Raw genomic sequence first — 20,048 nt, forward strand, 5'->3', positions numbered from 1 at the left:
TGAAGTTGTCCTGATCAATAATATTATTTCTCAAATTAGTACCCATTTGTCTCAAGCAGCCTCTGATGACATTATTTTAAGGCTATTAGAAGACAAGGTGATTTCAGAAAGAGAAGCAAAAATGATGGTCAGCGTAATGGACCGCTCAGTTTTACACATTGACTTGCCTGAACGTGATGAATTAAGAGCAAGAATGATGAAGGCTATGCTGACTGCTTTAAAATTAAAATAAGCGGGTGAAAAGATTGATTTGTCAAGAGTGCCACGAGAGACCAGCCACTTTTCACTTTACAAAGGTTGTTAACGGAGAAAAAATAGAAGTTCATATTTGTGAACAATGTGCCAAAGAAAATAGTGATTCATATGGTATAAGTGCAAATCAAGGTTTCTCTATTCATAATTTACTTTCGGGTTTGCTGAACATGGATTCTTCATTTCAAAATGCAGGGACTCAAATGTTCAGTCACTCGGAGCAAATATCTGCTTGTCCGAAATGCGGAATGACGTTTCAGCAATTCAGAAAAATTGGCCGCTTTGGATGTTCTGAATGTTACAAAACATTCCATAGCAACATTACACCTATCCTACGTAAAGTGCACAGCGGAAACACTGTGCATGCAGGGAAGATACCGAAACGAATAGGCGGCAATCTTCATGTTAGACGGCAGATTGATATGCTGAAAAAAGAATTAGAATCCTTAATCCATCAAGAAGAATTTGAAAACGCAGCTCATGTGAGAGATCAAATTCGTTCTTTAGAACAATCACTCAAAAGTACAGATAGTGAGGAGGAACAGGGGTAATGTCGCTAAAGCATTTTATTCAGGACGCACTAAGCAGTTGGATGAAGCAGAAGGGACCTGAAAGTGACATTGTACTCAGCAGCCGCATACGTTTAGCAAGGAACTTTCAACATATTCGGTTCCCTACGCGGTATTCCAATGAAGAAGCCTCATCCATCATACAGCAATTTGAAGATCAGTTTTCAGAGCAAGAAATTCCCGGAATCGGCAAATTCGTTTTGATTAGAATGAATGATGCACAGCCTTTAGAAAAGCGTGTACTTGTTGAAAAGCATCTAATCAGTCCGAATTTGACAGAGTCTCCTTTTGGCGGCTGTTTGCTTTCTGAAAATGAGGAAGTAAGCGTCATGCTAAATGAAGAGGATCATATTAGAATACAATGTCTTTTCCCAGGATTTCAGCTTCTAGAAGCAATGAAAGCCGCGAACCAGGTCGATGACTGGATTGAAGAAAAAGTTGATTATGCATTCAATGAGCAGAGAGGGTACTTAACCAGCTGTCCTACAAACGTAGGTACAGGTTTAAGGGCTTCAGTCATGATGCATCTGCCAGCACTGGTTTTAACTAGGCAAATAAATCGAATTATACCGGCAATTAATCAATTAGGCTTAGTTGTTAGAGGAATTTATGGGGAAGGCAGCGAAGCAGTAGGGAATATCTTTCAAATTTCAAATCAGATCACGCTTGGTAAGTCCGAGCAGGATATTGTAGATGATCTTAACAGTGTTGCTGCTCAACTGATTGAACAAGAGCGATCTGCCCGAGAAGCGATTTATCAAACTTCTCAAATTGAACTTGAGGATCGGGTATATCGGTCTTATGGGGTCTTGTCTAATTGCCGGATGATAGAATCTAAAGAAACTGCAAAGTGCCTTTCAGATGTTCGGTTAGGCATAGACCTAGGCATTATAAAAGGACTTTCAAGCAACATACTTAACGAACTAATGATTTTGACGCAGCCAGGTTTTTTACAGCAGTACTCGGGAGGCGCTTTGCGTCCGAACGAAAGGGACATTCGAAGAGCGGCTCTCATAAGAGAACGGCTTCACTTAGAAATGAATGGGAAAAGACAGGAGGATGAATCGATATGATGTTTGGAAGATTTACAGAACGGGCTCAAAAGGTACTGGCGCTAGCACAGGAAGAAGCACTTCGTTTAGGTCATAATAATATTGGCACTGAGCATATTTTATTAGGACTGGTAAGAGAAGGAGAGGGCATTGCTGCCAAAGCTCTTCAAGCGCTTGGACTCGGTTCAGATAAAATTCAGAAAGAAGTAGAAAGTTTGATCGGGCGCGGGCAGGAAATGTCTCAAACGATTCATTATACTCCTAGAGCTAAAAAAGTCATTGAACTTTCGATGGATGAAGCAAGAAAACTCGGTCATTCTTATGTCGGAACAGAACATATTCTTCTTGGCCTGATTCGTGAAGGAGAAGGTGTTGCCGCGAGAGTTCTGAATAATCTCGGTGTCAGCTTAAATAAAGCAAGACAGCAGGTGCTCCAGCTTCTTGGAAGCAATGAAACAGGATCATCAGCGGCAGGAACAAACAGCAATGCGAATACGCCTACGCTTGATAGCTTGGCAAGAGACTTGACTGCTATTGCGAAGGAAGACAGTCTTGATCCTGTAATCGGCAGAAGCAAGGAAATCCAGCGTGTCATTGAAGTGTTAAGCCGCAGAACGAAAAACAACCCTGTTCTCATTGGTGAACCAGGTGTTGGTAAAACGGCTATCGCAGAAGGGCTGGCACAGCAAATTATCAATAATGAAGTACCCGAAATCTTACGTGATAAACGTGTGATGACATTAGACATGGGAACGGTTGTTGCCGGCACAAAATATCGCGGAGAATTTGAGGATCGCCTGAAAAAGGTCATGGATGAAATTCGCCAGGCAGGAAATATCATTCTATTCATCGATGAGCTCCATACATTAATCGGGGCAGGCGGAGCAGAAGGTGCAATCGATGCATCTAATATCTTAAAACCTTCACTTGCTCGCGGTGAGCTCCAATGTATTGGAGCAACGACTCTTGATGAGTACCGTAAATATATTGAAAAAGACGCAGCACTGGAACGCCGTTTTCAGCCGATCCAAGTTGATCAGCCATCTGTCGATGAAAGTATTCAAATTTTACAAGGTCTTCGTGATAGATACGAAGCCCACCACCGTGTTTCTATCACTGATGATGCCATTGAAGCTGCGGTTAAGCTTTCTGACAGATATATTTCTGACCGCTTCCTTCCGGATAAAGCCATTGACTTAATCGATGAAGCTGGTTCCAAGGTGAGACTGCGCTCCTTTACAACGCCTCCTAACTTAAAAGAGCTTGAGCAGAAGCTTGATGAGGTTCGTAAAGAGAAGGATGCGGCAGTGCAAAGCCAAGAGTTTGAAAAAGCTGCTTCCTTGCGTGATACTGAGCAGCGCCTGCGCGAGCAAGTAGAGGATACGAAGAAATCATGGAAAGAGAAGCAAGGGCAGGAAAACTCAGAGGTTACTGTGGATGATATTGCGATGGTTGTATCCAGCTGGACCGGTGTGCCTGTATCTAAAATCGCCCAAACTGAAACTGATAAGCTTCTCAATATGGAAAACATTCTTCACTCTCGTGTCATCGGCCAGGATGAAGCGGTTGTAGCTGTTGCAAAAGCCGTCAGACGTGCGAGAGCAGGGTTAAAAGATCCTAAACGCCCAATTGGCTCATTCATTTTCTTAGGCCCTACAGGTGTAGGTAAAACAGAGCTTGCGCGAGCACTTGCTGAATCCATTTTTGGCGATGAAGAATCCATGATCAGAATAGATATGTCTGAATACATGGAAAAACACTCAACTTCAAGACTTGTCGGTTCACCTCCGGGATACGTGGGATACGATGAAGGCGGTCAATTGACTGAGAAAGTCAGAAGAAAACCTTACTCTGTTGTGCTTCTTGATGAGATTGAGAAAGCGCACCCTGATGTCTTCAATATCCTTCTGCAAGTTCTTGAAGACGGCCGATTGACTGATTCTAAAGGACGTACAGTCGATTTCCGCAATACCATTTTGATCATGACATCAAACGTCGGAGCAAGTGAGCTGAAACGCAATAAATATGTCGGCTTTAACGTTCAGGATGAGACTCAAAATCATAAAGACATGAAAGATAAAGTGATGGGTGAATTGAAACGGGCGTTTAGACCTGAGTTCATCAACCGTATTGATGAAATCATCGTCTTCCATTCACTTGAGAAAAAACATCTTACTGAAATCGTGTCATTAATGTCTGATCAATTGACGAAACGCCTGAAAGAACAGGATCTTTCTATCGAATTGACTGATGCTGCAAAAGCAAAAGTCGCGGAAGAGGGCGTTGATCTGGAGTACGGAGCCCGTCCGTTAAGAAGAGCGATCCAAAAACACGTAGAGGATCGTTTATCTGAAGAACTCCTCAGAGGAAATATTCATAAAGGACAGCATATTGTTCTTGATGTAGAAGATGGTGAATTTGTCGTAAAAACGACTGCTAAAACGAATTAATATAGAAGACAGAAATGAGGCATACAGCATGTAAGTGTATGCCTCACTTTCATATCAAGAAATAGAACAAGGGAGAGGTCTTACACTATATATGGCTAAAACAAAATCGAAATTCATCTGCCAATCCTGCGGCTACGAGTCTCCAAAATGGATGGGGAAATGTCCGGGCTGCGGTGCTTGGAATACAATGGTTGAAGAAATGATTAAAAAAGCACCGGCCAATCGGAGAGCGGCTTTTTCTCATTCTGTTCAAACTGTACAGAAACCTTCACCTATTACATCAATCGAAACATCAGAAGAACCCCGCGTTAAAACCCAGCTTGGCGAGTTTAACAGAGTACTCGGCGGAGGTGTCGTTAAAGGCTCCCTCGTTTTAATCGGCGGTGATCCTGGTATCGGAAAGTCAACGTTATTACTGCAGGTTTCCGCTCAATTATCAGGCTCATCAAACAGTGTTCTGTATATTTCGGGAGAAGAATCTGTAAAGCAAACGAAGCTTCGAGCTGACCGCCTCGGCATCAATAATCCGTCACTGCATGTTTTATCTGAAACCGATATGGAGTATATTTCGTCTGCTATACAAGAGATGAATCCAGCGTTTGTCGTTGTTGACTCTATTCAAACGGTATACCAAAGCGATATCACATCGGCACCGGGCAGCGTGTCACAGGTCAGAGAATGTACCGCTGAGCTAATGAAAATTGCAAAAACAAAAGGTATCCCGATTTTTATCGTGGGACACGTGACGAAAGAAGGGTCTATTGCAGGGCCGAGACTGTTGGAGCATATGGTTGACACTGTTTTATATTTTGAAGGAGAACGTCACCATACTTTCCGCATTTTGCGGGCTGTAAAAAACCGTTTCGGATCTACAAACGAAATGGGCATATTTGAAATGCGGGAAGAGGGGCTGACTGAGGTTTTGAATCCTTCAGAAATTTTCTTAGAGGAACGCTCTGCGGGTTCCGCGGGCTCGAGTATCACTGCTTCTATGGAGGGCACTAGACCGATTCTCGTTGAAATTCAGGCGCTCATCTCGCCAACAAGCTTTGGAAATCCAAGGCGTATGGCAACGGGAATAGACCACAACAGGGTTTCTCTGTTAATGGCTGTATTAGAAAAAAGAGTGGGGCTGCTGCTGCAAAATCAGGATGCTTATTTGAAAGTGGCTGGCGGCGTTAAGCTTGATGAACCGGCAATTGATCTTGCCATTGCGATCAGTATCGCTTCAAGCTTTAGAGACACACCTCCAAATCCTGCAGATTGTTTTATTGGAGAAGTGGGATTAACCGGAGAAGTGCGACGGGTTTCAAGAATTGAACAGCGTGTGAAAGAAGCGGCAAAGCTTGGTTTTAAACGCATGATCATACCCGCGGCTAATCTGGATGGATGGACAAAACCAAAAGGGATTGAGGTTATCGGAGTAGCAAATGTTGCAGAGGCGCTTCGTACTTCATTAGGAGGATAATAGATGGAAAAAGAGAAAAAAGGGGCGAAACACGAGTTAGACTTGTCATCTATATTGCAGTTTGTTGCTCCGGGTACACCGCTCAGAGCGGGGATGGAGAACGTCTTGAGAGCAAATACAGGCGGTCTGATCGTTGTTGGATATAATGATAAAGTAAAAGAAGTGGTGGATGGAGGGTTTCACATCAACACGGCTTTTTCTCCGGCGCATTTGTATGAGCTGGCTAAAATGGATGGCGCGATCATTTTAAGTGATTCGGGTCAAAAGATCCTATATGCGAATACACAGCTGATGCCGGATGCCACAATTGCTTCATCAGAAACAGGAATGCGGCACAGAACTGCCGAAAGAGTAGCTAAGCAAACCGGCTGTCTTGTGATCGCTATTTCTGAAAGAAGAAATGTCATAACGTTATATCAGGAAAACATGAAGTATACACTAAAGGACATAGGATTTATTTTAACCAAGGCGAACCAAGCCATTCAAACACTTGAAAAATATAAGACAATCCTCGATAAAACGATTAATGCACTGAATGCGTTAGAGTTTGAGGAGCTTGTTACCTTCAGTGATGTCTTGTCTGTCATGCATCGTTATGAAATGGTGTTGAGAATTAAAAACGAAATAAATATGTATATCAAAGAGCTGGGGACAGAAGGACATCTGATCAAACTGCAAGTCATTGAATTGATTACGGATATGGAAGAAGAGGCCGCTTTATTTATTAAGGATTATGTAAAAGAAAAGATTAAAGATCCGTTTGTTCTTTTGAAGGAGCTGCAGGATATGTCCAGTTATGATCTGCTGGATGATTCCATTGTGTATAAGCTTCTCGGTTATCCTGCTTCTACTAATCTTGATGATTATGTATTGGCTAGAGGATACAGGCTGTTAAATAAGATACCGCGTCTGCCGATGCCAATTGTTGAAAATGTTGTAGAAGCATTTGGAGTCCTTCCAAGGATTATTGAGGCGAGTGCAGAAGAATTAGATGAAGTAGAGGGAATCGGTGAAGTACGAGCCCAAAAAATCAAAAAAGGATTAAAACGCCTGCAAGAGAAGCATTATTTAGACCGGCAGCTGTGATTTCGGTTAAAACCTGGTGAATACGGGTATATTAATGTTGGTTTTTGTTTATTCTGATATTCGTAGGGTGCATAAGACTTTGTGAAATTAAAATGTTTAAAAAGGAGGTGGGGGTATGTTAAAACGAATAGTTCAGGCGTTCTTCATTATTTTTGGCGGCGTTGTTGGTATATTTCTAATACCTGAATTGTTTGTACTGTTAAATATACAGGACATACCTTTAATAACAAACGCATATACGTCTGCGGCAATTGGGGCAATTATCTTTTTTCTCATCAGTATATGGGGTACAGAATACGTTGTGAACTGGGTGAAGTGGATAGAGGATTCATTGTTAAAAGCGCCGGTTCCAGATTTGTTATTTGGAAGTCTAGGCCTGGTTTTTGGACTTATAATTGCTTATCTTATCGTAAATGTTATTCCTTTAGACAATATACCTTACCGCATATTCAGCACAATTATCCCTGTATTTTTGGCTTTCTTCCTCGGTTATCTCGGCTTCCAGGTGGGCTTTAAGAAAAAGGATGAATTGATCAGCCTGTTTTCCATTTCCGCCAGAATGCAAAAGAAAAAAGGATCAGCTGAAGAAGAACATGAGGTTCAAGACAAGAAGCTGAAAATTTTGGACACTAGTGTTATTATTGATGGGAGAATAGCAGATATTTGCCAGACTGGATTTTTAGAGGGAGTTATCGTGATTCCGCAGTTTGTCCTTGAGGAGTTGCAGCATATTGCCGACTCTTCCGATGTGTTAAAACGAAACAGAGGACGCCGCGGTCTTGATATCCTGAACCGCATTCAGAAAGAATTAGACATTGAAGTTGAAATTTACGAAGGCGACTTTGAGGATATTCAGGAGGTTGACAGTAAGCTCGTCAAACTTGCGAAGCTGACATCCGGGGTCGTTGTGACGAATGATTTTAATTTAAATAAAGTATGCGAGCTTCAGAAGGTAGCAGTATTAAACATTAATGACCTTGCCAATGCGGTCAAGCCTGTTGTGCTTCCTGGCGAGGAAATGAATGTTCAGGTCATTAAGGATGGGAAAGAGCATAATCAGGGAGTTGCCTACTTGGATGATGGTACGATGATTGTCGTTGAAGAAGGACGCAATTATATCGGCAAGCATATTGATGTACTCGTCACAAGTGTGCTGCAGACAGCAGCGGGACGAATGATTTTTGCGAAGCCTAAGCTGTTGGAGAAGGCGCTGTAAAGGGAGAAAAAACAATGAGTTATGATGTGGTGATTCCTGCAGCCGGACAGGGAAAGCGGATGAAGGCAGGGAGAAATAAACTGTTCATTGAGCTGAAAGGAGACCCGGTGATCATACACACGTTAAGAGTGTTTGACAGCCACCGGCAGTGCGAAAAAATCATTTTGGTGATTAACGAGCAGGAGCGGGAGCACTTTCAACAATTGCTGACCGATTATCCGTTTCAAACATCGATTGAGCTTGTTGCAGGCGGAGATGAGCGTCAGCACAGTGTTTATAAGGGGCTGAAAGCCGTAAAGCAAGAAAAGATTGTCCTTGTACATGATGGTGCCCGCCCATTTATAAAACATGAAAAAATTGACGAACTGATCGCAGAGGCGGAACAGACAGGAGCGGCCATCCTCGCTGTCCCGGTAAAAGATACGATTAAACGCGTTCAAGATTTACAAGTCAGCGAGACGATTGAACGTTCAAGCTTGTGGGCTGTCCAAACGCCACAAGCTTTTCGTCTTTCTTTATTGTTGGAGGCTCACGCTGAGGCCGAGCGCAAGGGATTTTTAGGGACGGATGACGCCAGCCTCGTTGAACAGATGGAAGGCGGTTCGGTCCGTGTTGTAGAAGGCAGTTATACAAATATTAAGCTGACGACGCCAGACGATTTGACGTCAGCTGAAGCTATCATGGAATCAGAAAGTGGGAATAAACATGTTTAGAATTGGACAAGGATTTGATGTGCATCAATTAGTGGAGGGCCGTCCTCTGATTATTGGCGGAATTGAAATCCCGTACGAAAAAGGGCTGCTTGGCCATTCTGATGCAGACGTATTGCTGCATACTGTCGCTGACGCCTGTCTGGGAGCTGTGGGTGAAGGTGACATTGGCAAGCATTTTCCTGACACAGATCCTGAGTTCAAGGACGCAGACTCTTTCAAATTACTTCAGCATGTCTGGGGAATCGTGAAACAAAAAGGGTATGTCCTTGGGAACATTGATTGTACCATCATAGCGCAAAAGCCGAAGATGCTGCCGTACATAGAAGATATGAGAAAAAGAATCGCTGAAGGCCTTGAGGCAGAGGTTTCACAGGTAAATGTAAAAGCAACAACGACAGAAAAGCTTGGATTTACAGGCCGAGCGGAAGGAATAGCGGCTCAGGCGACTGTACTGATACAAAAAGGCTAACTTGTTTTGATGCTGGGTCTATTTGGTGGTAGAATAGATTCATACATTTTTGCCTGAGGCCATACATGACATGAAAGGAAGTATTTGAAAATGGGAAACGAAGTACGCGTCCGTTATGCACCGAGTCCAACCGGACATTTGCATATTGGAAATGCCAGAACGGCGCTTTTTAATTATTTATTTGCTCGCAATCAAGGCGGTAAGTTTATCATTCGTGTTGAGGACACTGATAAAAAGCGCAATATTGAGGGCGGAGAACAAAGCCAGCTGAATTATCTGAAGTGGCTAGGTATTGACTGGGATGAGAGTGTGGATGTCGGCGGAGAGTACGGCCCATACCGTCAGTCAGAGCGTAACGATATCTATAAAGTGTACTATGAAGAGCTCCTTGAAAAAGGGCTTGCTTATAAATGCTACTGTACGGAAGAAGAGCTTGAAAAAGAGCGTGAAGAGCAGATTGCCCGCGGAGAAATGCCACGGTATTCTGGGAAACACAGAGATCTGACTCAGGAAGAACAGGAGAAATTTATTGCTGAAGGCAGAAAGCCGAGTATTCGTTTCCGTGTTCCAGAAGGAAAAGTCATCGCCTTCAACGACATCGTAAAAGGCGAAATTTCTTTTGAATCAGATGGCATTGGCGACTTCGTTATTGTGAAAAAGGATGGAACGCCTACTTATAACTTCGCGGTAGCTATTGATGACTACTTAATGAAAATGACACACGTGCTGCGCGGTGAGGATCATATTTCTAACACACCGAAACAGATTATGATCTATCAAGCATTCGGGTGGGATATTCCTCAGTTCGGACATATGACGCTGATTGTAAACGAAAGCCGTAAAAAGCTCAGCAAACGTGATGAATCCATTATTCAATTCATCGAGCAGTACAAAGAGCTTGGCTACTTGCCAGAAGCGCTGTTCAACTTTATCGGACTGCTAGGCTGGTCACCGGTTGGAGAAGAAGAGCTTTTCACAAAAGAGCAGTTTATTGAAATTTTTGATGTAAATCGTTTATCTAAATCACCAGCTTTGTTTGATATGCATAAGCTAAAATGGGTTAACAACCAATATGTGAAGAAGCTGGATCTTGATCAGGTTGTTGAACTGACGCTTCCGCATTTGCAAAAAGCCGGCAAAGTTGGCACTGAGCTTTCTGCTGAAGAACAAGAGTGGGTTCGCAAATTGATTTCACTGTATCATGAGCAATTAAGCTACGGTGCCGAAATTGTTGAGCTGACTGATTTGTTCTTTGCGGATGAGATCGAGTATAATCAAGAAGCGAAAGCTGTTCTGGAAGAGGAGCAGGTTCCTGAAGTGCTCAGCACATTCGCTGCGAAGCTTGAAGAGCTTGAGGAGTTCACTCCAGATAATATCAAAGCATCGATCAAAGCAGTGCAGAAAGAAACTGGCCACAAAGGGAAAAAACTGTTTATGCCGATTCGTGTTGCTGTTACAGGGCAAACTCACGGTCCGGAACTGCCGCAATCAATCGAATTGATCGGTAAAGAGACTGCGATTCAGCGTTTGAAAAATATCTAAATAAATGATTGTTGATAGGGAAGAGTATAAAGCTTTAGGCCATTACAGAAAGGATCTTCATTGGCTGAGAGAGATCCATGAGCCGGGTTTTAGAAGTGCGCCCTTAAGACCTTTGAAGAACGTTTTTTAAAATCAGTATTCAAAGGCGGCCGCCGCCGTTACAGGCTGAAGTTGGGAGAGCAGGAGTCTGCTTTTCAAACAGAGTGGAACCGCGCGGTTAAAGCGTCTCTGTCATGTTTACATGCAGAGACGCTTTTTTTATTGGGCAGAGGAAATCAGATAGAGAAACGGGGGGAAGCATGTGTTTTTTAGAATGCTCAAAGAAGACATTGATACTGTTTTCGATCAAGATCCTGCAGCAAGAAGCTATTTTGAAGTGATTTTAACTTATTCCGGTTTACATGCTATATGGGCGCATCGGATTGCACATGCTTTATATAAACGAAAATTTTATTTCCTTGCACGCCTTATATCTCAAGTAAGCCGATTTTTTACCGGGATCGAAATCCACCCCGGCGCTACAATTGGGAGAAGATTTTTCATAGACCACGGCATGGGGGTTGTCATTGGGGAGACATGTGAAATCGGCAATAACGTAACCGTTTTTCAGGGGGTTACCCTTGGGGGAACGGGGAAAGAAAAGGGAAAAAGGCACCCAACGATTAAAGATGACGCATTGATAGCCACAGGTGCTAAAGTGCTCGGTTCAATTACGGTCGGTGAAGGCTCAAAGATTGGCGCTGGTTCAGTAGTGCTGCATGATGTTCCTGATTTTTCAACAGTTGTCGGTATCCCCGGACGGGTCGTTGTACAAAATGGCAAGAAGGTAAGACGCGATTTAAACCATCAGGATTTGCCCGATCCGGTTGCTGACCGCTTTAAGTCTTTGGAACAGCAGATTTTAGAGCTGAAGGCAGAACTTGAAGACAGAAAAGAAAGGATCAATCAAAAATGACAATCACACTTTATAATACATTGACTAGACAGAAGGAAACATTCGTTCCTCTTGAAGAGGGGAAAGTGAAAATGTATGTATGCGGACCGACAGTTTACAATTACATTCACATCGGAAACGCGCGTCCGGCTATCGTTTACGATACGGTTCGAAACTATTTGGAGTACAAAGGCTATGATGTGCAGTATGTCTCTAACTTCACAGACGTAGACGATAAATTAATTAAAGCGGCAAATGAACTTGGTGAGGATGTGCCTACCATTTCAGAGCGTTTTATTAAAGCATATTTTGAAGATGTAGGTGCGCTCGGATGCCGAAAAGCCGACCTTCATCCGCGAGTGATGGAAAACATGGATGCCATTATCGAATTCGTAGATCAGCTCGTGAAAAAGGGCTACGCTTATGAATCAGAAGGTGACGTTTATTTCAAAACAAGAGCGTTTGAAGGATACGGAAAGCTTTCTCAGCAATCAATCGATGAGCTAAGATCAGGTGCACGCATCCGGGTCGGCGAGAAAAAAGAAGATGCTCTTGATTTCGCACTGTGGAAAGCGGCAAAAGAAGGGGAAATCTCTTGGGATAGCCCTTGGGGAAAAGGACGTCCGGGCTGGCACATTGAATGCTCAGCAATGGTGAAAAAGTATCTGGGTGACCAGATTGATATCCATGCGGGCGGACAGGATTTAACATTCCCTCACCATGAAAACGAAATTGCGCAATCTGAGGCACTGACAGGAAAAACGTTTGCGAAGTACTGGCTCCATAATGGCTATATCAATATTGATAATGAAAAAATGTCAAAATCACTGGGCAACTTTGTGCTTGTGCATGACATCATTAAACAGCATGATCCGCAGCTTTTGAGATTCTTTATGCTATCTGTTCATTATCGCCATCCGATTAACTATTCAGAAGAGCTTCTAGAAAATACGAAAAGCGCATTTAACCGTTTAAAAACAGCGTACAGCAATCTTCAGCACCGTCTGAACAGCAGTACGAATTTAACGGAAGATGACGATCAATGGCTTGAGAAAGTTGAAGAACACCGCAAAGCATTTGAAGAAGCGATGGACGATGACTTTAATACGGCGAATGCGATTTCTGTCTTGTTCGACTTAGCGAAACACGCCAATTACTATCTTCAGAAAGACCATACAGCTGATCATGTGATTACGGCGTTTATCGAGATGTTTGACCGTATTGTTTCTGTTCTCGGTTTTTCATTGGGTGAGCAGGAACTTCTCGATCAAGAGATTGAAGACTTAATCGAAAAACGAAATGAAGCGCGCCGGAATCGCGATTTTGCGTTGTCAGACCAGATTCGCGACCAGCTGAAAAGCATGAATATCATTCTTGAAGATACGGCTCAAGGCACTCGCTGGAAACGGGGAGAATAACGGATGCTTGAATTTGATACGATAAAAGATTCAAAGCAGCTTAACGGTCTTGCGCTTGCTTATATAGGTGATGCCATTTTTGAAGTGTATGTAAGGCATCACCTGCTTAAGCAGGGCTTTACCAAACCAAATGATCTTCATAAGAAATCAAGCCGGATTGTTTCGGCAAAGTCGCAGGCTGAGATCCTATTTTTTCTGCAGAATCAATCATTTTTTACGGAAGAAGAGGAAGCGGTGCTGAAAAGAGGCAGAAATGCCAAGTCAGGAACAACACCTAAAAATACAGATGTTCAGACGTACCGCTATAGTACAGCATTTGAAGCTCTTCTGGGCTACCTTTTTCTAGAGAAAAGAGAGGAACGGCTTAGTCAGCTCGTAGCCGAAGCTATACAATTCGGGACGTCAGGGAGGAAAACAAATGAGTCAGCAACATGATTACGTCATAGGGAAGAATGCAGTGATCGAGACGTTAAAATCTGATCGGAAGCTGTATAAGCTGTGGATGGCGGAAAACACCGTAAAGGGACAGGCACAGCAAGTGATTGAGCTTGCGAAAAAGCAGGGAATCACGATTCAATACGTCCCGAGAAAAAAACTCGATCAAATGGTGACAGGACAGCATCAAGGCGTTGTGGCACAGGTTGCAGCGTATGAATATGCAGAACTGGACGATTTATATAAAGCAGCCGAAGAAAGAAATGAACAGCCTTTCTTCCTCATTCTGGACGAGCTTGAAGACCCTCATAATCTTGGTTCCATTATGAGAACAGCGGATGCGGTCGGCGCTCATGGCATCGTCATTCCAAAACGGAGAGCTGTCGGGCTGACAACAACAGTGGCAAAAGCTTCAACAGGGGCAATTGAGCACATTCCTGTAGCAAGAGTCACCAATTTGGCACGGACGTTAGAAGAGATGAAAGAGCGGGGAATCTGGGTTGTCGGAACGGACGCGTCCGCGCGTGAGGATTACCGCAATATGGACGGCAATATGCCTTTGGCTTTAGTCATCGGAAGTGAAGGAAAAGGGATGGGCCGCCTCGTGAAAGAAAAGTGTGATTTTCTCATTAAACTCCCGATGGCCGGAAAGGTAACTTCACTAAATGCATCTGTCGCGGCTGGTCTTTTGATGTATGAAGTCTACCGGAAACGAAACCCTCTGGGAGAATAAAGACCCATGGATATCCTGTTAGTAGACGGGTACAACATGATTGGAGCCTGGCCGCAGCTGAAGGATTTAAAAGCGAACAGTTTCGAAGAGGCGAGAGACGTACTGATTCAGAAAATGGCGGAATATCAATCGTATACAGGAAACAGGGTTATTGTTGTTTTTGACGCGCATCTCGTAAAAGGGCTTGAGAAAAAACAGACCAACCATCGAGTTGAAGTGATTTTTACAAAAGAAAATGAGACGGCTGATGAGCGGATAGAAAAGCTCGCTCAGGCTTTGAATAATATTGCGACTCAAATTCACGTTGCGACCTCTGACTATACTGAGCAATGGGCGATTTTCGGACAGGGGGCATTGCGGAAATCGGCCCGGGAGCTTTTGAGAGAGGTAGAAGCGATTGAAAGGCGAATAGAGAGACGGGTAAGAAAAATCACTTCCGAAAAGCCGGCGGGTAAAATTGCTTTATCGGAAGAGGTTTTGAAAACGTTTGAAAAGTGGAGGCGGGGAGACTTAGATTAAGTTGACGCTTTTTTGCCCAATACTGTATAATATTTCTATCTACGTGCGCCGGGGGGATCGGAGTGAATCTACAGAACAACAAGGGAAAATTCAACAAAGAGCAGTTTTGCCAGTTGGAGGACGAGCAGGTCATTGAAAAGGTTCATGTTGGGGACAGTGATGCGTTAGATTACTTGATTACGAAGTACCGAAACTTTGTTCGGGCGAAAGCAAGATCCTATTTCTTAATAGGGGCGGACAGAGAAGATATTGTTCAGGAAGGTATGATAGGCCTCTATAAGTCTATTCGTGACTTCAAAGAGGACAAGCTTACCTCTTTCAAAGCTTTCGCAGAATTATGTATTACCCGCCAAATTATTACCGCAATAAAGACAGCTACTCGCCAGAAACACATTCCTTTGAATTCCTACGTCTCATTAGATAAACCGATTTTTGATGAAGAATCAGACCGAACGCTGCTTGATGTCATTTCAGGGGCGAAAACCTTAAATCCTGAGGAAATGATCATTAATCAGGAAGAATTTGATGACATTGAAATGAAAATGGGAGAACTACTAAGTGATTTAGAGAGAAAAGTACTCGTCTTATATCTCGACGGGAGAAGTTACCAAGAGATTTCCGATGAACTGAACCGACATGTGAAATCGATCGACAATGCCCTTCAGCGTGTGAAACGCAAGCTGGAGAAGTACTTGGAAATTCGCGAAATCAGTTTGTAATAGGAATTTAAGCTATATTGACAGTATTTTTCTGACTATGATATGTTACTAAAGATAAGAACTAATGTCTATTTAGAAAAAGGTGTAATGACATGAGAAAAAAGATTACGTTAGCATGCAAGACATGCGGAAACCGTAATTATACGACAATGAAGAGCTCTGCATCAGCGGCTGAGCGATTAGAAGTAAAGAAATACTGCAGTACTTGCAATTCACATACAGCTCATCTTGAAACAAAATAGTTTTTGCGCTTTTTAAATTGTGGAGGTCTTTTACATGCGTATTATGAAATTCTTTAAAGATGTTGGGAAAGAAATGAAAAAGGTAAGCTGGCCTAAAGGAAAAGAGTTAACGCGTTATACCATTACGGTAATTTCAACAGTTATCTTTTTTGTTATCTTTTTTGCCCTCCTTGACACAGGAATTTCTCAATTAATTCGTTTAATAGTTGAATAATGATCAGCAATACGTGCTATAATAGATCATAATATTACTTGCCAAAACCCGTTCAGCGGGTTTTTTATTGTGGCTTAAAATGAAAGTTATCATAGGCTTGCCGCCTATTTTTTGAAGCGTTATGGTAATTCACTAAAACCAAATGCGGGGAGGGAAGGACTGGACAGTCCTGAAGAGAATGGAAAAGAATTGGTATGTTGTTCACACGTACTCTGGTTACGAGAATAAAGTAAAAGCCAACTTGGAAAAACGTGTTGAATCAATGGGGATGCAGGATAAAATTTTCCGTGTAGTCGTACCCGAAGAAGAAGAAACGGATATCAAAAACGGCAAGAAAAAAGTCGTGAAAAAGAAAGTATTCCCTGGTTATGTGCTTGTTGAAATTGTAATGACAGACGATTCTTGGTATGTTGTCCGCAACACGCCGGGTGTTACTGGATTCGTAGGATCTGCCGGATCAGGTTCAAAACCGACGCCGCTTCTTCCAGGCGAAGCAGAAACCATTCTGAAGAGAATGGGCATGGACGAACGCAAAACTGATATTGACTTTGAACTGAAAGAGACAGTGAAAGTAATAGACGGACCTTTTGCTAACTTTACTGGATCGATTGAAGAGATTGATTATGACAAAAGCAAGGTCAAAGTTTTCGTTAATATGTTCGGCCGCGAAACGCCGGTTGAGCTGGAATTTACCCAAATCGATAAATTGTAATGTGAAAAAACTTGAAATTGCTATATATAAATGATAATATAGCAAAGGTACGTCTTGGACTTATCCAAGGCAACTAGCATGATATTTCGTCATTCATATAAAGAATGAAACCTTGAGTGGGAGGGTTTACCCTATTACCACATCACGGACTTAAGGAGGTGTGTCTCGTGGCTAAAAAAGTAGTTAAAGTTGTAAAATTGCAAATTCCTGCTGGAAAAGCTAACCCAGCACCACCAGTTGGACCTGCACTTGGTCAAGCCGGTGTTAACATCATGGGATTCTGTAAGGAGTTTAACGCTCGTACAGCTGACCAAGCTGGTTTAATCATTCCTGTTGAAATTTCGGTTTACGAAGACCGTTCATTTACATTTATTACAAAAACTCCACCTGCTGCAGTATTGCTTAAAAAAGCAGCTGGAATTGAGTCTGGTTCTGGTGAACCAAACCGTAATAAAGTGGCAACCGTTAAGCGCGATAAAGTACGCGAAATCGCTGAAACGAAAATGCCTGACTTAAACGCAGCAGACGTTGAAGCGGCAATGCGCATGGTTGAAGGTACTGCCCGCAGTATGGGTATTGTAATCGAGGATTAATTTGTTTCTTGTCGGGTTGCGAGTTTTAACAAGTTCGCAACCCTTATTCGTGGGAGGTTATTCCGCTATAACCACATAAGGAGGAAATTTTAAAATGGCTAAAAAAGGTAAAAAGTACGTTGAAGCTGCTAAGCTTGTAGACCGTTCTAAAGCTTACGACGTTTCTGAAGCAGTAGCTCTCGTTAAAAAAACAAACACAGCTAAATTCGACGCTACAGTTGAAGTGGCTTTCCGTTTAGGGGTTGACCCTCGTAAAAACGACCAGCAAATCCGCGGAGCAGTTGTGCTTCCAAACGGAACTGGTAAAACTCAGCGTGTTCTCGTTTTCGCAAAAGGCGAAAAAGCGAAAGAAGCTGAAGCTGCTGGTGCAGATTACGTAGGCGATACTGACTACATCAACAAAATTCAACAAGGCTGGTTCGATTTCGATGTAATCGTAGCTACACCTGACATGATGGGTGAAGTTGGTAAAATCGGTCGTGTACTTGGACCAAAAGGTTTAATGCCAAACCCTAAAACTGGTACAGTTACTTTCGAAGTTGAAAAAGCGATCGGCGAAATCAAAGCTGGTAAAGTTGAATACCGCGTAGATAAAGCTGGAAACATTCATGTTCCTATCGGTAAAGTTTCTTTCGAGGATGAAAAACTTGTTGAGAACTTCACAACAATGTACGATACAATCCTGAAAGCTAAACCTGCCGCAGCTAAAGGCGTTTACGTGAAAAACGTTGCTGTAACTTCTACTATGGGACCTGGTGTCAAAGTAGACTCTTCAACTTTTAACGTAAAATAATATTGACATGACATCAACATTCTGATATGATTCAAAATGTTGTAAAATAGAATATCATTTATACCGTAGACAGTAGGGGCCTAACCGCTTAATCATCCTACCGAGGTGTATATTATCACAGCTATTACGTTACGTATGCTTGTATATACAGCCTCCATGTCTCATGGAGGCTTTTTATATGGAATCCGTCGTCTCAGTCGTGATCACCTAACGGTATAAGTGTTACACAAGAATCTACAGGAGGTGTAACCATGAGCAGCGCAATTGAAACTAAAAAAGTTGTTGTTGAAGAAATTGCTTCTAAACTGAAAGAAAGTAAATCAACGATCATCGTTGACTATCGCGGACTTAACGTTTCTGAAGTAACTGAACTTCGTAAACAGCTTCGCGAAGCTAACGTTGAGTTCAAAGTTTACAAAAATACGATGACTCGCCGTGCGGTTGAACAAGCTGAGCTTAATGGTTTGAATGATTTCTTAACTGGACCGAACGCGATCGCATTTAGCACTGAAGATGTTGTCGCTCCGGCTAAAGTTCTGAATGACTTCGCTAAAAATCACGAAGCTCTTGAAATCAAAGCTGGCGTAATCGAAGGTAAAGTTTCTACTGTTGAAGAAGTGAAAGCTCTTGCTGAACTTCCATCACGCGAAGGCTTGCTTTCTATGTTGCTTAGCGTACTTCAAGCTCCAGTTCGCAACTTTGCTCTTGCTGCAAAAGCTGTGGCAGAACAAAAGGAAGAACAAGGCGCTTAATCTAATCAGTTTTTCATAAATTAAAACAAAATGGAGGAATTACAAATGGCTTTAAATATCGAAGAAATCATTGCTTCCGTTAAAGAAGCAACTGTACTTGAATTGAACGACCTAGTAAAAGCAATCGAAGAAGAATTTGGCGTAACTGCTGCTGCTCCTGTAGCTGTAGCTGGCGGAGCTGCTGCAGGCGGAGCTGCTGAAGAGCAAAGCGAATTCGATCTTATCCTTGCTGGTGCTGGATCTCAAAAAATCAAAGTTATCAAAGTTGTACGTGAAATCACTGGTCTTGGCTTGAAAGAAGCTAAAGAACTTGTTGACAACACTCCAAAACCACTTAAAGAAGGTATTGCTAAAGAAGAAGCTGAAGAGCTTAAAGCTAAACTTGAAGAAGTTGGCGCTTCTGTAGAAGTTAAGTAATCTTCACTTACCTGGAGGGGAAGCTCGCTTTTATGAGGCGAGCTTTTTCTTTGCCATTCTTTAAGCCATGAAAAAAGGAGGTTCTAATAATGAGTGAGCACTATTATTCAGAAAAACCTTCAGTGAAAAGCAACAAGCAAACCTGGTCTTTTAGGCTTCGGAATAAAGATTTCACGTTTACCAGCGACAGCGGGGTTTTTTCTAAAAAAGAAGTTGATTTCGGCTCCCGCCTGCTGATTGATTCTTTTGAAGAGCCTGAGGTTGAGGGCAGCATTTTGGATGTAGGCTGCGGGTACGGGCCGATTGGTTTATCGCTTGCCAGCGACTTTAAAGACCGGACTATCCACATGATTGATGTTAATGAGAGAGCCGTAGAACTATCAAATGGAAATGCGGAACAGAACGGAATAACAAACGTTAAGATTTATCAAAGCGATTTGTTTTCAAACGTTGATTCTGCTCAAACATTTGCTTCTATTCTTACAAATCCCCCAATCCGAGCCGGAAAAAAAGTTGTCCATGCTATCTTTGAGAAAAGCGCTGAACACTTAAAAGCTTCAGGTGAATTGTGGATCGTCATACAGAAAAAGCAAGGCGCGCCTTCTGCCATTGAAAAGCTCGAGGAACTGTTCGATGAAGTTTCTGTCGTTCAAAAAAAGAAAGGCTATTATATCATAAAAGCAAAAAAAGTTTGACTCGGTATTTTAACTATGTTAATATTGTAAAATGCCAATGTATATATTTTGCTTG

General features: G+C 42.5%; 24 protein-coding genes and 2 other annotated features (1 of these 26 cut by a window edge). All 24 genes read left to right on the forward strand.

Going from position 1 to position 20,048, the window contains the following annotated elements:
* Positions 1-232, forward strand: the 3' portion of a protein-coding gene (gene ctsR, locus CDO84_RS20840) for a transcriptional regulator CtsR (protein ID WP_014662512.1). The gene continues 233 nt to the left of window position 1, outside the view; the window shows 232 of its 465 coding nt (coding positions 234-465); its start codon lies off the left edge, out of view; it ends in the stop codon at positions 230-232.
* Between the two features lie 13 nt (positions 233-245).
* Entirely contained in the window at positions 246-803 is a 558-nt protein-coding gene (gene mcsA, locus CDO84_RS20845; protein ID WP_014475591.1) for a protein-arginine kinase activator protein McsA, read from the forward strand.
* Positions 803-1,894 (forward strand): protein-arginine kinase McsB, encoded by a 1,092-nt coding sequence (locus CDO84_RS20850; protein ID WP_040081043.1) that lies wholly within the window; start codon positions 803-805, stop codon positions 1,892-1,894. The genes mcsA and CDO84_RS20850 overlap by 1 nt, the downstream gene beginning before the upstream one ends.
* Positions 1,891-4,323: an ATP-dependent protease ATP-binding subunit ClpC gene (clpC, locus tag CDO84_RS20855; protein WP_014475592.1), complete on the forward strand. Its 2,433-nt coding sequence runs from the start codon at positions 1,891-1,893 to the stop codon at positions 4,321-4,323. Before CDO84_RS20850 ends, clpC begins: the two co-directional genes overlap by 4 nt.
* 91 nt (positions 4,324-4,414) lie before the next feature.
* Positions 4,415-5,791, forward strand: coding sequence for a DNA repair protein RadA (gene radA, locus CDO84_RS20860; protein WP_015252992.1), 1,377 nt, complete (start codon positions 4,415-4,417; stop codon positions 5,789-5,791).
* A gap of 3 nt (positions 5,792-5,794) precedes the next feature.
* Complete coding sequence (gene disA, locus CDO84_RS20865; protein ID WP_014662516.1) at positions 5,795-6,877, forward strand: DNA integrity scanning diadenylate cyclase DisA; 1,083 nt, start codon at positions 5,795-5,797, stop codon at positions 6,875-6,877.
* Between the two features lie 115 nt (positions 6,878-6,992).
* Positions 6,993-8,093 carry a PIN/TRAM domain-containing protein gene (locus tag CDO84_RS20870; protein ID WP_014662517.1) on the forward strand — a complete coding sequence of 367 codons (1,101 nt, stop codon included), beginning with the start codon at positions 6,993-6,995 and terminating at the stop codon, positions 8,091-8,093.
* Positions 8,094-8,107: 14 nt separating this feature from the next.
* Positions 8,108-8,806 (forward strand): 2-C-methyl-D-erythritol 4-phosphate cytidylyltransferase, encoded by a 699-nt coding sequence (gene ispD, locus CDO84_RS20875; RefSeq protein ID WP_040081040.1) that lies wholly within the window; start codon positions 8,108-8,110, stop codon positions 8,804-8,806.
* Positions 8,799-9,275 (forward strand): 2-C-methyl-D-erythritol 2,4-cyclodiphosphate synthase, encoded by a 477-nt coding sequence (gene ispF / locus CDO84_RS20880; RefSeq protein ID WP_014475594.1) that lies wholly within the window; start codon positions 8,799-8,801, stop codon positions 9,273-9,275. The genes ispD and ispF overlap by 8 nt, the downstream gene beginning before the upstream one ends.
* A gap of 90 nt (positions 9,276-9,365) precedes the next feature.
* Positions 9,366-10,817, forward strand: coding sequence for a glutamate--tRNA ligase (gene gltX, locus CDO84_RS20885; RefSeq protein ID WP_014662519.1), 1,452 nt, complete (start codon positions 9,366-9,368; stop codon positions 10,815-10,817).
* 2 nt (positions 10,818-10,819) lie between these two features.
* Positions 10,820-11,050 (forward strand) — a binding site (T-box leader).
* Between the two features lie 68 nt (positions 11,051-11,118).
* Entirely contained in the window at positions 11,119-11,772 is a 654-nt protein-coding gene (cysE, locus tag CDO84_RS20890; RefSeq protein WP_003225749.1) for a serine O-acetyltransferase, read from the forward strand.
* Positions 11,769-13,169, forward strand: a complete 1,401-nt coding sequence (gene cysS / locus CDO84_RS20895; protein WP_014478619.1) for a cysteine--tRNA ligase — start codon at positions 11,769-11,771, stop codon at positions 13,167-13,169. Before cysE ends, cysS begins: the two co-directional genes overlap by 4 nt.
* 3 nt (positions 13,170-13,172) lie before the next feature.
* On the forward strand, positions 13,173-13,604 hold the full coding sequence (locus CDO84_RS20900; protein WP_040081037.1) for a mini-ribonuclease 3: 432 nt from the start codon (positions 13,173-13,175) through the stop codon (positions 13,602-13,604).
* Complete coding sequence (rlmB, locus tag CDO84_RS20905) at positions 13,588-14,337, forward strand: 23S rRNA (guanosine(2251)-2'-O)-methyltransferase RlmB (RefSeq protein ID WP_003225755.1); 750 nt, start codon at positions 13,588-13,590, stop codon at positions 14,335-14,337. The genes CDO84_RS20900 and rlmB overlap by 17 nt, the downstream gene beginning before the upstream one ends.
* 6 nt (positions 14,338-14,343) lie before the next feature.
* Positions 14,344-14,856 carry a ribosome-dependent mRNA decay endonuclease Rae1/YacP gene (rae1, locus tag CDO84_RS20910; protein ID WP_003225756.1) on the forward strand — a complete coding sequence of 171 codons (513 nt, stop codon included), beginning with the start codon at positions 14,344-14,346 and terminating at the stop codon, positions 14,854-14,856.
* A gap of 62 nt (positions 14,857-14,918) precedes the next feature.
* Complete coding sequence (gene sigH, locus CDO84_RS20915) at positions 14,919-15,575, forward strand: RNA polymerase sporulation sigma factor SigH (protein WP_003225758.1); 657 nt, start codon at positions 14,919-14,921, stop codon at positions 15,573-15,575.
* A gap of 92 nt (positions 15,576-15,667) precedes the next feature.
* Entirely contained in the window at positions 15,668-15,817 is a 150-nt protein-coding gene (gene rpmG / locus CDO84_RS20920; RefSeq protein ID WP_003156421.1) for a 50S ribosomal protein L33, read from the forward strand.
* A 34-nt stretch (positions 15,818-15,851) separates the two neighbouring features.
* Entirely contained in the window at positions 15,852-16,031 is a 180-nt protein-coding gene (gene secE / locus CDO84_RS20925; RefSeq protein ID WP_004399676.1) for a preprotein translocase subunit SecE, read from the forward strand.
* Between the two features lie 178 nt (positions 16,032-16,209).
* Entirely contained in the window at positions 16,210-16,743 is a 534-nt protein-coding gene (gene nusG, locus CDO84_RS20930; protein WP_003225764.1) for a transcription termination/antitermination protein NusG, read from the forward strand.
* 167 nt (positions 16,744-16,910) lie between these two features.
* Positions 16,911-17,336: a 50S ribosomal protein L11 gene (rplK, locus tag CDO84_RS20935; RefSeq protein ID WP_003156430.1), complete on the forward strand. Its 426-nt coding sequence runs from the start codon at positions 16,911-16,913 to the stop codon at positions 17,334-17,336.
* 94 nt (positions 17,337-17,430) lie between these two features.
* Entirely contained in the window at positions 17,431-18,129 is a 699-nt protein-coding gene (gene rplA, locus CDO84_RS20940) for a 50S ribosomal protein L1 (RefSeq protein ID WP_003242022.1), read from the forward strand.
* 45 nt (positions 18,130-18,174) lie between these two features.
* Positions 18,175-18,315 (forward strand) — a sequence feature (ribosomal protein L10 leader region).
* Positions 18,316-18,380: 65 nt separating this feature from the next.
* Entirely contained in the window at positions 18,381-18,881 is a 501-nt protein-coding gene (gene rplJ / locus CDO84_RS20945) for a 50S ribosomal protein L10 (RefSeq protein ID WP_014662526.1), read from the forward strand.
* Between the two features lie 45 nt (positions 18,882-18,926).
* Entirely contained in the window at positions 18,927-19,298 is a 372-nt protein-coding gene (rplL, locus tag CDO84_RS20950) for a 50S ribosomal protein L7/L12 (protein WP_003156436.1), read from the forward strand.
* An 89-nt stretch (positions 19,299-19,387) separates the two neighbouring features.
* Complete coding sequence (locus CDO84_RS20955; protein ID WP_014662527.1) at positions 19,388-19,993, forward strand: class I SAM-dependent methyltransferase; 606 nt, start codon at positions 19,388-19,390, stop codon at positions 19,991-19,993.
* The last annotated feature ends 55 nt before the right edge of the window (positions 19,994-20,048 follow it).

The organism is Bacillus sp. MD-5 (assembly GCF_002201875.1).
Taxonomy (GTDB): Bacteria; Bacillota; Bacilli; order Bacillales; family Bacillaceae; genus Bacillus; species Bacillus stercoris.

Coding starts and splice junctions, on each gene's coding strand:
- ispF (WP_014475594.1), top strand. CDS start 8,799: ATGTTTAGAATTGGACAAGGATTTGATGTGCATCAATTAGTGGAGGGC.
- rplA (WP_003242022.1), top strand. CDS start 17,431: ATGGCTAAAAAAGGTAAAAAGTACGTTGAAGCTGCTAAGCTTGTAGAC.
- gltX (WP_014662519.1), top strand. CDS start 9,366: ATGGGAAACGAAGTACGCGTCCGTTATGCACCGAGTCCAACCGGACAT.
- nusG (WP_003225764.1), top strand. CDS start 16,210: ATGGAAAAGAATTGGTATGTTGTTCACACGTACTCTGGTTACGAGAAT.
- radA (WP_015252992.1), top strand. CDS start 4,415: ATGGCTAAAACAAAATCGAAATTCATCTGCCAATCCTGCGGCTACGAG.
- secE (WP_004399676.1), top strand. CDS start 15,852: ATGCGTATTATGAAATTCTTTAAAGATGTTGGGAAAGAAATGAAAAAG.
- CDO84_RS20850 (WP_040081043.1), top strand. CDS start 803: ATGTCGCTAAAGCATTTTATTCAGGACGCACTAAGCAGTTGGATGAAG.
- clpC (WP_014475592.1), top strand. CDS start 1,891: ATGATGTTTGGAAGATTTACAGAACGGGCTCAAAAGGTACTGGCGCTA.
- CDO84_RS20955 (WP_014662527.1), top strand. CDS start 19,388: ATGAGTGAGCACTATTATTCAGAAAAACCTTCAGTGAAAAGCAACAAG.
- CDO84_RS20900 (WP_040081037.1), top strand. CDS start 13,173: ATGCTTGAATTTGATACGATAAAAGATTCAAAGCAGCTTAACGGTCTT.
- disA (WP_014662516.1), top strand. CDS start 5,795: ATGGAAAAAGAGAAAAAAGGGGCGAAACACGAGTTAGACTTGTCATCT.
- rlmB (WP_003225755.1), top strand. CDS start 13,588: ATGAGTCAGCAACATGATTACGTCATAGGGAAGAATGCAGTGATCGAG.
- rplJ (WP_014662526.1), top strand. CDS start 18,381: ATGAGCAGCGCAATTGAAACTAAAAAAGTTGTTGTTGAAGAAATTGCT.
- rpmG (WP_003156421.1), top strand. CDS start 15,668: ATGAGAAAAAAGATTACGTTAGCATGCAAGACATGCGGAAACCGTAAT.
- CDO84_RS20870 (WP_014662517.1), top strand. CDS start 6,993: ATGTTAAAACGAATAGTTCAGGCGTTCTTCATTATTTTTGGCGGCGTT.
- ispD (WP_040081040.1), top strand. CDS start 8,108: ATGAGTTATGATGTGGTGATTCCTGCAGCCGGACAGGGAAAGCGGATG.
- cysS (WP_014478619.1), top strand. CDS start 11,769: ATGACAATCACACTTTATAATACATTGACTAGACAGAAGGAAACATTC.
- rae1 (WP_003225756.1), top strand. CDS start 14,344: ATGGATATCCTGTTAGTAGACGGGTACAACATGATTGGAGCCTGGCCG.
- rplL (WP_003156436.1), top strand. CDS start 18,927: ATGGCTTTAAATATCGAAGAAATCATTGCTTCCGTTAAAGAAGCAACT.